At 58.1% G+C, this 14,182-nt stretch carries 14 protein-coding genes; 10 read left to right on the top strand and 4 right to left on the bottom strand.

Annotation, left to right across the window (positions count from 1 at the left end; all coding sequences use genetic code 11):
• Nucleotides 1-72: 72 nt before the first annotated feature.
• Nucleotides 73-2,790: a preprotein translocase subunit SecA gene (gene secA / locus ACQZ5M_RS10535; RefSeq protein WP_449079693.1), complete on the bottom strand. Its 2,718-nt coding sequence runs from the start codon at nucleotides 2,788-2,790 to the stop codon at nucleotides 73-75.
• A 242-nt stretch (nucleotides 2,791-3,032) separates the two neighbouring features.
• On the opposite strand from secA, the gene ACQZ5M_RS10530 reads away from it, so the two are divergent.
• The 6 genes from ACQZ5M_RS10530 to ACQZ5M_RS10505 all read left to right on the top strand — a co-directional run bounded on the left by ACQZ5M_RS10530 (nucleotide 3,033) and on the right by ACQZ5M_RS10505 (nucleotide 7,271).
• Nucleotides 3,033-3,896, top strand: a complete 864-nt coding sequence (locus ACQZ5M_RS10530; protein ID WP_296081344.1) for a peptidylprolyl isomerase — start codon at nucleotides 3,033-3,035, stop codon at nucleotides 3,894-3,896.
• A 73-nt stretch (nucleotides 3,897-3,969) separates the two neighbouring features.
• Nucleotides 3,970-5,211 carry a bifunctional glutamate N-acetyltransferase/amino-acid acetyltransferase ArgJ gene (argJ, locus tag ACQZ5M_RS10525; protein WP_449079692.1) on the top strand — a complete coding sequence of 414 codons (1,242 nt, stop codon included), beginning with the start codon at nucleotides 3,970-3,972 and terminating at the stop codon, nucleotides 5,209-5,211.
• Between the two features lie 18 nt (nucleotides 5,212-5,229).
• Nucleotides 5,230-6,000, top strand: a complete 771-nt coding sequence (locus ACQZ5M_RS10520; protein WP_449079691.1) for a GNAT family N-acetyltransferase — start codon at nucleotides 5,230-5,232, stop codon at nucleotides 5,998-6,000.
• The gene (mutT, locus tag ACQZ5M_RS10515; RefSeq protein ID WP_449079690.1) at nucleotides 6,000-6,413 is read left to right on the top strand and encodes an 8-oxo-dGTP diphosphatase MutT; all 414 of its coding nucleotides are present in this window, start codon (nucleotides 6,000-6,002) and stop codon (nucleotides 6,411-6,413) included. Before ACQZ5M_RS10520 ends, mutT begins: the two co-directional genes overlap by 1 nt.
• Nucleotides 6,414-6,555: 142 nt before the next feature.
• Nucleotides 6,556-6,873, top strand: coding sequence for a hypothetical protein (locus tag ACQZ5M_RS10510; RefSeq protein ID WP_296020626.1), 318 nt, complete (start codon nucleotides 6,556-6,558; stop codon nucleotides 6,871-6,873).
• 185 nt (nucleotides 6,874-7,058) lie between these two features.
• On the top strand, nucleotides 7,059-7,271 hold the full coding sequence (locus ACQZ5M_RS10505; protein ID WP_449079689.1) for a Flp family type IVb pilin: 213 nt from the start codon (nucleotides 7,059-7,061) through the stop codon (nucleotides 7,269-7,271).
• 107 nt (nucleotides 7,272-7,378) lie between these two features.
• On the opposite strand, the gene ACQZ5M_RS10500 is transcribed toward ACQZ5M_RS10505, so the two are convergent.
• Nucleotides 7,379-8,260 carry a methyltransferase domain-containing protein gene (locus ACQZ5M_RS10500; RefSeq protein ID WP_449079688.1) on the bottom strand — a complete coding sequence of 294 codons (882 nt, stop codon included), beginning with the start codon at nucleotides 8,258-8,260 and terminating at the stop codon, nucleotides 7,379-7,381.
• Nucleotides 8,261-8,341: 81 nt separating this feature from the next.
• Here ACQZ5M_RS10500 and ACQZ5M_RS10495 point away from each other — a divergent pair, with 81 nt between their 5' ends.
• Genes ACQZ5M_RS10495 through ACQZ5M_RS10480 form a run of 4 tightly spaced genes read left to right on the top strand, consistent with a single transcriptional unit; the run spans nucleotide 8,342 to nucleotide 10,719 of the window.
• Nucleotides 8,342-9,097, top strand: coding sequence for a ComF family protein (locus ACQZ5M_RS10495; RefSeq protein WP_449079687.1), 756 nt, complete (start codon nucleotides 8,342-8,344; stop codon nucleotides 9,095-9,097).
• A gap of 44 nt (nucleotides 9,098-9,141) precedes the next feature.
• Nucleotides 9,142-9,396 (top strand): glutaredoxin 3, encoded by a 255-nt coding sequence (gene grxC, locus ACQZ5M_RS10490; RefSeq protein WP_296020633.1) that lies wholly within the window; start codon nucleotides 9,142-9,144, stop codon nucleotides 9,394-9,396.
• A gap of 37 nt (nucleotides 9,397-9,433) precedes the next feature.
• The gene (locus tag ACQZ5M_RS10485; protein ID WP_449079686.1) at nucleotides 9,434-10,294 is read left to right on the top strand and encodes a carbon-nitrogen hydrolase family protein; all 861 of its coding nucleotides are present in this window, start codon (nucleotides 9,434-9,436) and stop codon (nucleotides 10,292-10,294) included.
• Nucleotides 10,291-10,719 (top strand): DUF1178 family protein, encoded by a 429-nt coding sequence (locus ACQZ5M_RS10480; protein WP_296020637.1) that lies wholly within the window; start codon nucleotides 10,291-10,293, stop codon nucleotides 10,717-10,719. Before ACQZ5M_RS10485 ends, ACQZ5M_RS10480 begins: the two co-directional genes overlap by 4 nt.
• A gap of 928 nt (nucleotides 10,720-11,647) precedes the next feature.
• Here the strand turns inward: ACQZ5M_RS10480 and ACQZ5M_RS10475 are convergent.
• Together ACQZ5M_RS10475 and ACQZ5M_RS10470 are read right to left on the bottom strand one after the other, a co-directional pair.
• Nucleotides 11,648-12,652 (bottom strand): substrate-binding domain-containing protein, encoded by a 1,005-nt coding sequence (locus tag ACQZ5M_RS10475; RefSeq protein WP_153310798.1) that lies wholly within the window; start codon nucleotides 12,650-12,652, stop codon nucleotides 11,648-11,650.
• Between the two features lie 9 nt (nucleotides 12,653-12,661).
• Entirely contained in the window at nucleotides 12,662-13,987 is a 1,326-nt protein-coding gene (locus ACQZ5M_RS10470; RefSeq protein WP_449079685.1) for an ROK family protein, read from the bottom strand.
• Nucleotides 13,988-14,182 lie beyond the last annotated feature (195 nt).

Below are 14,182 nucleotides of genomic sequence, written 5' to 3'. Positions count from 1 at the left end.
TAGAGACAAATAAAAAAGCGCGGCACCCGATGACCATCGGGTGCCGCGCTTTGTATCTTATACTTGAAAAATTCAGGCCTGTTCGAACACGCCGTGGCAGTGCTTGTATTTCTTGCCAGAACCACAAGGGCACGCCTCGTTGCGACCGACCTTGCCCCATGTGGCAGGATCGTTCGGATTGCGCTGCTCCGGCGGTACATAGATATCGGCACCGGCGGCTGAAGCGATGGCAAACTCGTCTTCGCCAGTGACGGGATCGAGGTGATGCGCCGTCATTTCCGGCAGTTCGGCTGGCGCAGGTGTGTCAACCATAAGTTCCACGCGCATCAGCTGGGCGGTGACCGCTTCACGCAGGTTGGCGAGCAAGGCCTGGAAAAGCTCGAAGGCTTCGGCCTTGTATTCTTGAAGCGGGTCGCGCTGTGCATATCCACGGAAGCCGACGACGGAACGCAGGTGGTCGAGGTTGACGATGTGTTCGCGCCACAGATGATCGATCGTCTGCAGAATGACCGAGCGTTCGACATAGGTCATCACTTCAGGGCCGAAACGTTCGGCCTTGTCGGCCATGACCTTGTCCGCAGCCTCGGCGATGCGCTGAAGAATATCGTCTTCGGCAATTCCCTCTTCCTTGGCCCAGTCATCGAGCGGCAGGTCCAGATTGAGGGACTGCTGAACGCCAGCCTTCAGGCCCTCGATATCCCACTGTTCCGCGTAGGCATTTTCAGGAATGTGCTTGCCGACGAGAGCTTCGATCACTTCGTTGCGCATATCGGCTGCGGTTTCGCCGATATTGTCGGCTTCCATCAGTTCGAGGCGCTGTTCGAAAATGACCTTACGCTGATCGTTCAAGACGTCGTCATATTTCAACAGGTTCTTACGCGTTTCGAAGTTACGGGCTTCAACCTTCTTCTGTGCGCGCTCAAGAGCCTTGTTGATCCACGGATGGACGATTGCTTCGCCCTCTTTCAGGCCAAGCTTCTGCAGCATCGAATCCATACGGTCGGAGCCGAAAATGCGCATCAGGTCGTCCTGGAGCGACAAGTAGAACTTGGAGCGTCCTGGGTCACCCTGGCGACCGGAACGGCCACGCAGCTGGTTGTCGATACGGCGGCTTTCGTGGCGCTCGGTAGCGATGACGTATAGACCTCCACCCGCAAGCGCCTTTTCCTTCAGAACCTTGATCTCTTCGCGGATCGCCTGCTCCTTGGCATCGCGCTCCGGTCCAGGCTCCATGCCCTCCAGCTCGCGCTCAAGGCGCATGTCGACATTGCCGCCGAGCTGAATATCCGTACCACGGCCGGCCATGTTGGTCGCGATGGTCACAGCACCCGGCACGCCCGCCTGCGAGACGATGTAGGCTTCCTGCTCATGGTAGCGAGCGTTCAGAACCTGGAAGTTCTCAAACCCGGTCTGGCGCAGCATGGTCGCAAGCAGTTCGGACTTTTCGATCGAGGTGGTGCCGACGAGAACCGGCTGATTGCGCTCATGCGCTGCACGTATCTCTTCGATGATCGCCTTGAACTTTTCTTCGCCGGTCCGGTAGACCTCGTCGTCTTCGTCGATACGCTGAATAGGCAGGTTGGTCGGAACTTCGACCACGTCGAGGCCGTAAATGTTGTTGAATTCTTCCGCTTCCGTTGAGGCCGTACCGGTCATGCCAGCAAGCTTTGAATACATGCGGAAATAGTTCTGGAAGGTGACGGAAGACAGCGTCTGGTTTTCCGGCTGGATCTGCACCTTTTCCTTGGCTTCAAGCGCCTGGTGCTGACCTTCGGAGTAACGGCGGCCCGGCATCATGCGACCGGTGAACTCGTCGATGATGACGATCTCGCCATTGCGGACGATATAGTCCTTGTCGCGCTGGAAGAGCTTGTGGGCCTTCAGTGCATTGTTGATGTGGTGAACGATCGCGACGTTTTCGACGTCATAGAGCGATTCACCCTTGAGAAGTCCTGCCTGGCGCAGAAGATTTTCGAGTTTCTCTGTGCCTTCCTCGGAGAAGTTTGCCGAGCGCTGTTTCTCATCGATTTCGTAATCGTCTGGTGTCAGCATCGGGATGAAGGCGTCGATCGTGTTGTAGAGATCGGAGCGGTCATCCAGCGGGCCGGAAATGATCAGCGGCGTGCGCGCTTCGTCAACGAGAATTGAGTCGACTTCGTCCACGATGGCGTAGTTGTGGCCGCGCTGGACCATCTGCGCCTTGTCGTACTTCATATTGTCGCGAAGATAATCGAAGCCGAGCTCGTTGTTCGTCGCATAGGTGATATCGCAGGCGTAAGCCGCGCGGCGCTCGTCGTCGTCCAGACCATGAACGATCACGCCGGTGGTCAGGCCGAGGAAGCCATAAAGGCGTCCCATGATGCTGGCGTCACGCTTGGCGAGGTAGTCGTTGACGGTCACCACATGCACGCCCTTGCCGGCAAGCGCATTGAGATAAACGGCAAGCGTCGCCACCAGCGTCTTACCTTCACCGGTCTTCATCTCGGCAATGGCGCCCTCGTTCAGGATCATGCCACCGGTCAACTGAACGTCGAAGGGGCGCATGCCGAGCACGCGGCGCGAAGCCTCACGCGCAACGGCGAAAGCCGGGATGAGAAGACTATCCAGCGTTTTGCCTTCGGCGAGTTGCTGGCGGAATTCCACGGTCTTTGCCGCGAGCGCCTCATCAGAGAGCGCCTTGGTCTGCTCTTCGAGAGCGGCAATGGCAGCGATATTGGAGCGATAGGAACGAACGCGACGATCGTTTGACGAGCCAAACAATTTGCGGGCGATTCCGCCGAGACTGACCATCCAACTGGCCCTTTCTGAAATTTCGTTTCGTCGGGCGGTTTTTGTCCGTCATCGGCAATAACGCACAAATGACGAACGACACCCCGAAACGCATCTGGACGCGAGATTGCGTGACAGATAAGAGGGGGGGCAAATGATGTCAACGGTTCTGCCCGTTACAGAATGGCCACATTCCGGTGTTTGGAAGATTTTTCAGCCGGGAAACCACGTCTGGAGCCGGCTTTGTCTCCGAAAGGTTCAATATGTTGCGCTACAATAGAATCGCCGCTGCTGTGATCGTGGCTGGTCTTGGTCTGCACCTCCCTGCTTTTGCGGCTGAAGACGCCGTGGTCGCCAAGGTCGGCGATCTCGAGATTCGTCAGTCGGAACTCGAGCTGGCTATGAACAGCCTCGATTCACAGCTGGCCCAGCTTCCCGATGAGCAGAAGAAGGTCGCTGCTCTTTCCAGCGCCATCGAGGTGAAGCTCCTGGTCAAGCAGGCGACTGCCGAAGGACTGGACAAGACCGACGACTTCAAGAAGCGCATGGCCTTCCTCTCCGACCGCGAATTGCACGGCGCCTATTTCCGCAAGCACGTTGCCGACTCCATCACGGACGCCGAAGTGAAGGCACGTTACGACAAGGAAGTCGCAGCCCTGCCGAAGGAAGAGGAAGTCAAGGCCGCTCACATTCTGGTTGCGACCGAAGAGGAAGCCAAGGACGTGATCAAGCAGCTCGACGCAGGGAAGGATTTTGCCGCGTTGGCGAAGGAGAAGTCGACCGATTCCAATAAGGACGATGGCGGCGATCTCGGTTGGTTCGGCAAGGGCCGCATGGTTCCGGAATTCGAAGAGGCGGCATTCAAGCTCGAAAAGGGCGCCTATACCAAGGAGCCGGTCAAATCGGAATTCGGCTTCCACGTCATCAAGGTCGAAGACAAGCGGGTCACGCCTCCGCCTGCATTCGAGCAGGTCGAGCCGCAGGTCCGTCAGCTGGTAATGCGTGACAAGTATTTCGCGCTGATCAAAAAGGAGAAGGCCGAGCAGAAGGTCGAAATCTCCGACGAGACGCTTCGCAAGGAGTATGATGAGGCGTCCAAGAAGCAGGACGAGCAGCTTCAGCAGTAAGCGTATTACATCAGGGCGGCGCAAAGCCGCCCTTTTTCCGTGTTAATTTCTTTCTTTGATGCAGGTCGATTTCATGTCCGCTGCCGTTTCCCCACTTGCCCCGAAATCCTATCCTGAGATGCCATCCATCCGCGGTGTGCGCATGGCGACGGCCGCTGCTGGCATCAAGTACAAGAACCGTACAGACGTGCTTTTGATGGTGTTCGATCAACCTGCGTCGGTTGCTGGCGTCTTTACCAAGTCTCGTTGCCCATCCGCTCCTGTCGATTATTGCCGCGCCAACCTTTCTGGCGGCGTCGCGCGCGCCGTCGTGGTCAATTCCGGTAACGCCAACGCCTTCACCGGCAAAAAGGGCAAGGCGGCAACTGAACTCACCGGCCAGTCTGCTGCAGCCGCTGTAGGCTGCAACGAAAGCGAAGTCTTTCTGGCCTCCACCGGTGTCATCGGCGAGCCATTGGATGCGTCCAAGTTTGCCGGTGTACTGAGTCAGATGAATGCCGATGCTAATGGCGACTTCTGGCTTGAGGCTGCCAAGGCCATCATGACGACGGACACCTATCCGAAGGTTGCGACCCGCACTGCAGAGATCGGCGGTGTTACGGTCACGATCAACGGCATCGCCAAGGGCGCGGGCATGATCGCACCGGACATGGCGACCATGCTCTCCTACGTCGTCACAGATGCCGATATCGCTTCTGCGGCGCTACAATCACTTCTCTCTGCCGGTGTCGAACCCACCTTCAATTCGGTGACCGTCGACAGCGACACCTCGACATCCGATACGCTGATGCTGTTTGCCACAGGCGCAGCTGCCTCGGACGGGCAGGCACGCATCGAAAGCGCAAATGATCCGAAACTCGACGCTTTCCGCACTGCCCTCCACGATCTACTGAAAGATCTGGCCCTACAGGTCGTGCGCGATGGCGAAGGCGCGCGCAAGATGGTCGAGGTTAGCGTCGTGGGAGCTGAAAGCGACACTGCGGCCAAGAAGATCGCACTTTCGATTGCCAACTCCCCGCTGGTCAAAACCGCAGTTGCGGGAGAAGACGCCAATTGGGGCCGGGTCGTCATGGCCGTCGGGAAATCTGGCGAGCTGGCCGATCGTGACCGGTTGGCGATCTGGTTCGGGCATGTGCGCGTTGCCGTCGATGGCGAGCGTGATCCGTCCTATTCCGAAGCCGAGGCGTCTGCCGTCATGAAGCAGCAAGACATTTCCGTGAAGGTGGATATCGGACTTGGCAACGGCAAGGCGACCGTCTGGACTTGCGACCTCACCAAGGAATATGTCGAAATCAACGGCGACTACCGGAGCTGAACGGTGGAGGCCACACCGATGCATAACAGTGCCGTCAATCTGCCGCTGGTACGCCGTCTCGAGGCCGTGAGTTTTCGCGCCTGGCCTGCGTCGTCGGTCACGTATGACGGCAGCTGGCAGGTCCGGCTCACGGGCTCGCACCCTTCCAAGCGCATCAATTGCGTTGTCCCATTGGATCCTTCCGACTACGGCAATTGCGATCTGCGGCTGGAAAAAGCGCGTCGCCGTTTCGAGGATTTCGGCAGACCTCTCATCATCCGCGAAACCACGCTGATGCCCGCGCAGTTAAGAGCCCATCTCTACGACAATGGCTGGACCGTTTTCGAAGAGGTCAAGGTGATGACGGCGGATCTCGTCAACGCGGAGCTACCGGAGGCGCTGGCCCACTTACCAAGTCACGATATCGGCAGGTTCGTCGAAGCCAGCCTCAGGGTGAGTGGCGACGATCCCTCACTGCGATCGGCAATTGCCGAGATCGTCAGTTCCATCAAACCCAATCTCGGTCTCTTCATCAAGGAAGAGGTCGAAGGCGACCCTCATGCGACCGTTATCTGTGTTCAGGACAACGATCTGGCAGGTGTGCTTTCGCTTGAGGTTGCAAGTGCGGCCCGTCGCATGGGTGTCGGCCGTGAAATCTTGACATCGGCGCTTCGCTGGGCGCGTATCAGCGGGGCGAAGACCGCGTGGTTGCAGGTGGGCGCGACCAATGTGGCAGCCCTTGGACTGTACGAAACATTCGGCTTTGAAGAGGCCTATACCTATCGGTACTGGGGCAAGGACGCGTCATAATGGATCAGGCGGTCAAAAAAATCCTGCTTGTAGTGGCATGCGCTTTGCTCGATCAGGACGGACGCATTCTTCTTGCCCAGAGGCCACTGGGCAAATCGCTCGCGGGGCTTTGGGAATTTCCGGGCGGCAAGGTCGAGCAGGGCGAAACGCCTGAAGAAACGCTCGTGCGCGAACTCCATGAAGAACTGGGCATCACCACGAAGATCGCCTGTCTTGCGCCGTTGACGTTTGCAAGCCACACCTACGAAGCATTCCATCTGCTGATGCCGCTTTATGTCTGCCGCCGATATGAAGGGATCCCGCATGGCCGCGAAGGGCAAAACGTGAAATGGGTGAAACCTCAGTCGTTGCGCGATTATCCTATGCCTCCCGCCGACGAACCCCTGATCCCATACCTTCAGGATCTCCTTTAAAATTCCTGTGAATAAGCCGGAATCCGACGGCTTTCAGCGTCTCTTAAGTGCCGAAACGGCACGGCATTAACCTATCGTTTAGCAAGCTCTGGCAAATTTCAAGGCTGACGATTTGGTAAATGGCGCGTAGCGAGGCCGAGTTATGAATGAGGATTTCTGGAAAACCGTTGAGGACCGCCAGTCCTATTCCGCCAAGTCACGCCGGATCGGCGTTTTGAATGTTGCACTTCTGTTTGGAATGGTGGCCATCGCGCTTTCACTGATCGTGACGCCCATGCTGGCCGGGAAAACTCCGTCTGCCCGCTTTGCGCAGGTGCCTGACAATGTCGATATGATCAGCACCGGCTCTATCAAGCGGGGCGATCAGCCAACGAGCTACAGTATTCGTCGCAGCATCACTCAGCCTACACCAGGCTCTGTCTGCATTGTGGATGGTTATTCCAGCGGCCGCGACTGCTGATCGCCTGAAACAGGTTCGCCAGCAATAAAATCGCCACGTTCTCATCAATATCCGATTAACCTTGCATCGTAATGCTTGCGTTTGGGCGTCGCTGGCGGCGTACAACCGTAGCGTAGTAACGAAATAAACATTTTATCTGCGCATAGTCATGGCCATGTCTACTCGAGATGCTGCACGGCATCTGCTTGGCAAGGATTTTCGATTTGCACGGGCAAAATATTATTTGGCGTTATTTACAGAACTTCATTGCTGATAACAGCGGAGCGACAGCGATAGAATACGGCATGATTGTCGGCCTGATTGCCGGCGTTATTATTTTGGCTGTGGGAAACATCGGAAATAGGCTGGAAACGATCCTTAATGTCATTCGAGATGCCTTGGTGGGTGCTGCCGGCTGAGACGGATGAGATTTGCCGAGTGTAGGGTCAGACCAAAACTGTAGCGCGCAGCGCGTCCCGCTGGCGGCAAAAAGGACGCTCTATTCTTTTGAATTCACGCTCGTGTTTCAGGATTGGTCCAAGTTCTTACCCTTGAGGACATCGGCAAGGCGAACATTGGCGGAACCAGGTTTCAGTGGCTTCTGCTGGCTTTCATGCGGCGCCCAGCCTGACATGTAGATGATCGAGAACGTAGCTCTGATGCGGCCATCGGCATCGCTGTATCGTTGCGCATAGATTTCGGCGGCGCGCATGAAGAAGAGGCGGGTCAGCGGTGTTCGGCTGCGCCCGAGCAGCGGATTTGCCATTCCCATGGCGCGCAAGTCTCTCATAAGCGGGAAGATGGAATCGTAGCGCACCGTATAGGTTTCCGTATCCGTCACAGGCAAGGCGAAACCTGCACGTTGCAACAGGGCACCGATGTCTCGCACATCCGCAAAAGGGATGACGCGCGGGCTTGCGCCTCCAAGCAACTCCGCTTCCGTAGCGAGAAGGACGTCCCGAAGCTCCTGTAAGGTTCCGCTGCCGGGAAGGGCGGCCAGAAACAAGCCGTCCGGTTTCAGCGCCTTACGGATCTGGATCAGCGTGCCGGGCGTGTCATTCGTCAGGTGCAGGGAGAGCGGTGAAATGACGAGGTTGCTGGAGGCGGGCTCGAGCGCCAAATCTTCGAGGGATGCGACTTTTGCAGTCCCATCGTCTGGCAGAAAATCGCGGCTGGTCTCAATGCGGGTTATCGAGCCGACCTTGCCGGTTTCCAGGACGCGCCGTGCGGTAATGCCTGTTGCGCCATGTAGTTCGATCGCGCTGTCGAAATGGCGCTCGACGATGACAATACGTTCGGCAATTTCGGTTGCGGCAATATCGAGCAGGAAATGTGCTTGACGATCTCCAAACCGCCATGCGCGGTGGCGATGTCGTTCGATAAGCGCCGGGTCAAAGAGAATATCCATGGGGGAACCTGTCAAAACTTTGCTGTCGCAGAGGCACCCCTTTCCCATTAATGTCAAGCATAGAGGGGAAGGAACACGATGATGCCAAGGCAGATTGTCATGCAGCCACTGCGCAGGCTGCTTCGTCTCATCGGCGACTTCATTTATCCACCGGCCTGCGCCGGTTGCAGTCGTGCCACAGGTGGCGCCGGGGCTTTCTGTTTTCAATGCTGGTCCGAGATCAAGTTCATTGAGCGACCCTATTGTGAGGTCTTGGGGACTCCCTTCATCTACGATCACGGTGAAGGTATGGTCAGCGCCGAAGCCATATCCGATCCACCGAGTTTTGATCGTCTGCGCTCCGCCACCATCCACGAAGGTCCGGCGCGCAGGCTCGTTCATCAGTTGAAGTACCAGGATCGTACCGATCTTGCGGAGTTGATGGCTCTGTGGATGGCCAGGGCAGGTGGCGAGGCGCTCTGTGAATGCGATTGCATTCTTCCGGTTCCGCTTCATCGTTGGCGCTTTTTCTCCCGCCGGTTCAACCAGTCCGCCGAACTAGCGCGCCATCTCGCCGCAATATCCGGCAAGCCTTATCTCCCCGCGACGCTGATCCGTGTGAAGTCGACGACCCGCCAGGTCGGGCTTTCTGCCGTTGCGCGCAGGAATAATGTCAAGGGAGCCTTCGCGGTTTCGCCGGGCAGTGAGGTCGATATTCTCGGCAAGCGCGTTATTCTCGTCGATGATGTCTATACGACGGGCGCCACCGTCTCGGCGGCGGCAAAACGGTTGAAAAAATCCGGCGCGACAGATGTGACGGTTTTGACCTTTGCAAGGGCTATATCCGGGCCTATATGACATGCCAATTGACGTCTCAGGCACCATTGTGGAGGTTCAGATACATGGCATCCGTAACGATTTATACGCGCGACTTCTGCGGTTATTGCGCTCGCGCCAAGGCTTTGCTGCAAAGCAAGAACGTGAACTTCACCGAATATAATGCGACCGAGAACGCTCAGTATCGTCAGGAGATGATGGATAAATCCGGCCGCAACACCTTTCCGCAGATTTTTATTGGTGACCAGCATGTGGGCGGTTGCGACGACCTCCACGCGCTTGATCGGGATGGGAAGCTCGATCCGCTTCTAGCAGCATAACATTCGATTAATGCGAACTGACATTGGGAAGAGAGACATGAGCTTCAAGGCCGCTGCAATTCAGATGTGCTCGGGAACAGACCCGAAAAAGAACGCTGAAGCTATGGAGAGGCTAGTGCGGGAGGCGGTGGCTCAAGGCGCCGTCTATGTGCAGACGCCGGAGATGACCGGTGCGCTACAGCGAGATCGGGCCGCGCTGCAGGCCGTCCTCAAAGACGAGGCGTGCGACATCATCGTTGCCACGGCCGGCCGCCTTTCTCGCGAACTCGGTATCTACGTCCATGTTGGCTCCACCGCGATTGCCCGTCCCGATGGCAAGATCGCCAATCGCGGATTTCTCTTCGCGCCCGATGGCGGTCGCATCTGCACCTATGACAAGATCCATATGTTCGATGTCGATCTCGATAATGGCGAAAGCTGGCGCGAAAGCGCGACCTATCATCCCGGTGAAGCGGCGAGGATTGCTGAACTGCCTTTGGCGACGTTCGGCTTCGCGATCTGCTACGACGTGCGTTTTCCCACGCTCTTCCGTGCGGAGGCAGTGGCCGGCGCTCAGGTCCTTACCGTTCCTGCAGCCTTCACCAAACAAACCGGTGAAGCGCACTGGGAAATTCTCTTGCGCGCCCGCGCTATCGAGAACGGGGCATTTGTGATTGCCGCTGCTCAAGGGGGAACGCATGAAGACGGGCGTGAAACGTTTGGTCACTCGATGATCATCGATCCGTGGGGTAAGGTTCTGGCAGCCGCAGGCGGCTCTGGCGAGGAGGTCATTCTGGCCGATATCGATCCTGAGGAGGTCGCAGCCGTCCGAGGTAAGATCCCAAATCTGAAGAATGCCCGCGATTTCCAACTCGATACGGTGGCTTCAGGCGCGCGCTCCCGGAGTAATTTTGCTTGATACGCTACTCGCTGACCTGTGACCATGCGCATGCCTTTGAGGGATGGTTCTCCGGCAGCGCTGATTTCGACAGCCAGGTCGAACGCGGGCTGATCGAGTGCCCGGTATGCAACTCGCGCACTGTGACCAAGACGCTAATGGCCCCTTCCGTCGCAACCGCGCGCAAGAGGGATGCTATGCGGACGCTTGCCATGGACACCGCACAACGGGAAGTCCTGGCAAAGATTAGGGAAGCCGTCGCCGCTGTTCGGGCCAATGCCGAAGATGTTGGCGACAAATTCCCCGAAGAAGCTCGCAAGATCCATTACGGAGAAGCGCAAGAGCGCGGCATTATCGGTCAGGCATCACTCGAAGATGCCAAGGCGCTTTTGGAGGAGGGGATAGAGGTCGCGCCTCTCCCCCTGCTGCCTGACGATGTGAACTAAGACGCTTCTCGTCGACTTTAACTTGCCGATCGCGCTCATCCCTTTGTCGCCCGTCTGCATCAGCGTGATGGTGTCTCGTTGAAGCAATGGTCTAGGACCAAGCTATGCCCGAATTCCACCGGAGGCTGAGGAACCATACCTGCGGTTCAGCCACAACGAAAGCCACTCCAGCAAGAAACCGTCACGGTTCCAGCGCCAGCAGCAGCTTGTCCGGCTCCGCCTTAGTGACTCCGAGACCCACGCCTTGATTACCCCCTAGTCGCGCATCCGGTCCAGCGCCTGGATTTCGGCATGGCGTGCCTCTTCGAACCTGCCGAGCCAAAGCCTTTCGATCACGGAAATAATGAAGGCCGAGTGAAAGCCGGCTACCGGAACGGAAATGCATTAAAGCGCTCGGAATCCAGCGACGCTAGTAGGGATGTTTCCGCGCGAGGCTCAGATTCCGACCTCGTGACGCACGCCCCTGGCAAATGCCCCGCCTTCGCTTAAAGGGGCGGCTGCGGCACGCTAGTGCCTAAGCATCACGGCGCCCATCATACCAAAACGGGATCCGGCACGACTGGAAAATCAAGGAATTAAGGGATTTTAGAGAGAATTGGCTGGGGAACCTGGATTCTCACATGATTTCAATGACTTAATTCAAGAGCCTTGAAATTCCCTCTGTTTTCCAATCGCGAGCGACCGTGGATGCCACCTTTGTGCCCTGGCTTTGGGCCTCAGTCAACAGGGCGCTAAAGCGGCAATTATTTCCGGATCGATGCGCTGAACTTTACGCGCAAAAGGGTGGGATATCACGCAGCGCACCGAAGTTGTGCGTGTGGCGGCACGGCGCCCATCGCATGAGACCAATCCGGGTTCTGGTCTCATCAGTCCAAATTTTGGACCGACGAAGGATCTCCTCACAACAAAATCGTCAGATGAGCCAAACTCAGCGGAGAAGCTTCTGCTGCCTCAAGACTTCTCGAGGCGCCGGAGACCGCCAGATCGTCTGGAACGATTCCACCACATTTGTGGCAGTTACCGCAACGCCGGGCAGGGCTACCCAGGCTGGCGTAAGGCGACTGAGGAGAGCGGTTACCGTTGTCGAGGCGGCCGTCTGCCCCTGCCGGAATGGCTGCTGGGCGGCAATTGTTACAATTGGCCCGCCGCCCGAGAGGCTGATGGCCGCCTCCTTGCCGAGGTCGACTGTGGCGATCGGAACAGACAGGCCAGCGGAGACGAGAGCCGCGGCCGCCGCGATGGCCGGCGTATCCCAGACCACGAACAGCCCTTTTAGGTCCGGAAGCTTTTTTGCTAACGCCGAAGCCGTCGCGCCCGCCTCCGTGAGGGAAGGGAATCGGGCGACATGCAGGTGGTGGCGCGGTCGGTTGATACGCATCCATTTCACAAAGGCGATCTCGCGCTCGTTGGTCGCGAAGAAATCCGATTCGTAGCCGAGCACACCAACCTCGGCTTCCTCGCCGAGATGGGGCGCGAGACCTTCTGCCGCCATCTTGCCGAGACCGAAGTTATCTGCTGAAATCAGCGATACGTAATCCTTGCCCGGCAGTAGACCAGTCGGGACATTATCAAGCAGCACGAGCTTGATTCCGGCGGCGGAAACGCGCGCATGGGCGGCGGCGACCTTGGCATTGGCGACCGGGAGCGAAATTATGGCGTCCGGTGCTTCGCGGATCAGACGGTCCAGCGCCTCGATCTGCACCTCGGGCGTGAAACCGCAGTCGACGACATCGATAACTGCCACACCGCAGTCGCCGAGCGTTCCGACGATACCGGCCAGTTGCTGCTTGGCCCAGTCGCTCGCCAGCGTATGCAGGACGATGGCAATGCGTAGGCCCGCAGCCCGTGCCCGTGCCTTGTCCTCAGGAAGAAGCAAGACCCGCTCTGGTGCGGATGCGCGTTCGCCATGGGGACCAAGTCCTTCAATCACCATCGACACGCCTCAAGTTTTGGGCGGCGGCATGACCGCTGCAACGGCTGCGGTCTGCGCCTCTAATCGGCCGCGAACGGCCTCGAATTGTGGATGCGCCTGCGGGCGCCCTGCCATAATCCAGTCACGGAGTACGGCTGGCGAGAACAGGCTTTCCGTCGCCACGATAGCAGCCCCGACGAGGCCGGAGGAACTGCCCATCTGTGAGCGGATGATCTGTAGGTCGCGACTGACCAGCGGGTGGGATGCGCCATAGATGGCCTCGCGAGCGGCTGCCAGCAGTATATCGTTGCTCTGAGCGATCGACCCGGAGAGCACGATCAGTTCCGGGTTCAGCATGTTTGCAAGCGTCGCCACGACCTGGCCGATCATACGCCCGCTTTGCGAGAGGATATCGATGGCCGCCGCGTCGCCCATATGCGCCGCCTGCGCCACTTCGACCGCCGTGATCTCGGCGCCGCGCCGGGCATGCTCGGCGAGGATCGGGCTCAAGCCCTTCTCCGCCTGTATCCGGCCGTCACGAATTATCGCCTCCGAGCCGGCCATGGTCTCTAGGGTACCGTGCCTATCACCCGAACTCACCGGCACGGAGCCGATCAAGCCGACCGCGCCTTGTGCGCCCCGGAACAGCGCACCGTCGCTGACCAGCCCGGCGCCGATACGTTTACCGATCTTGACGAACAGCATCGCCCGGTGGCCGACGCCAGCGCCGGAGTGAAATTCACCCATGGTCATGGTCTCGACGCTGGACCGCAGCCAGACGGGAACGTCGAATCCCTCGACCAGTTTCTCGACCAGCGGAAAGCTCTCCCATCCCGGCAGCACCGGGGGCGTGCCATTCTGAAAAAAGCTTTCGCCAGCGTCGGTCACGACGCCAGGCACCGAGATGGAAATGCCCCATAGCTCGCCGGCGTCCGGCTGCATATCGAGGATCCAGCGAAACAGCATGGTGAGCCGGTCGAGCAGCGTAGAGACAGGTTGCGTCAGGTCCGCTGCCTCGTGATGTTCCATCCTCAGATGGCCGCCGAGATCGGCAAGGCCGACGCCAAGCGCAGTCTGGTCGAGGGTGGCGACGAGGATGCTGCCGCGATTTGCGGAAAACCGCACGAGCCGCGGCGCCCGACCGCCTGTAGCCGTCCCAAGCTCGCTCTCATCAACGAGCCGGAGTTCCGCGAGCGTCCCCAGGCGATCTGCCACCACGGCGCGGCCGAGTTCGCTTTCACGCTCCAGTTCCTGACGGGTCGTAGCCTTTTCCGTGCGCACCAGGTTAAGAATTTCCACAAGGCTGGGCGCAGCCGTTTCCGCCGTGCGCGGGCGCCCCTTTCGTCGCGGGTGCATATCGGCGTCCATCTTCGCCGTAGCAGGCATGTCTATTCCTTTCATCCGAACCAAGCGGATAAGCCTTGATAAATCCTCACCTTGAGACGTGCAACAACAAACTTTTGTATTAAAACAGCATAAGTTTGCCGATAAATGCATTTTAAATGTTGACATGAGTGGTTTAAGGGCGCAATCAAGGCGATATAAGGTGGA

The sequence above is a fragment of the Rhizobium sp. 22-785-1 genome, assembly GCF_053521965.1.
The sequence above is the reverse complement of the archived record's forward strand: the minus strand, read 5'-3'. Positions and strand labels throughout refer to the sequence as shown.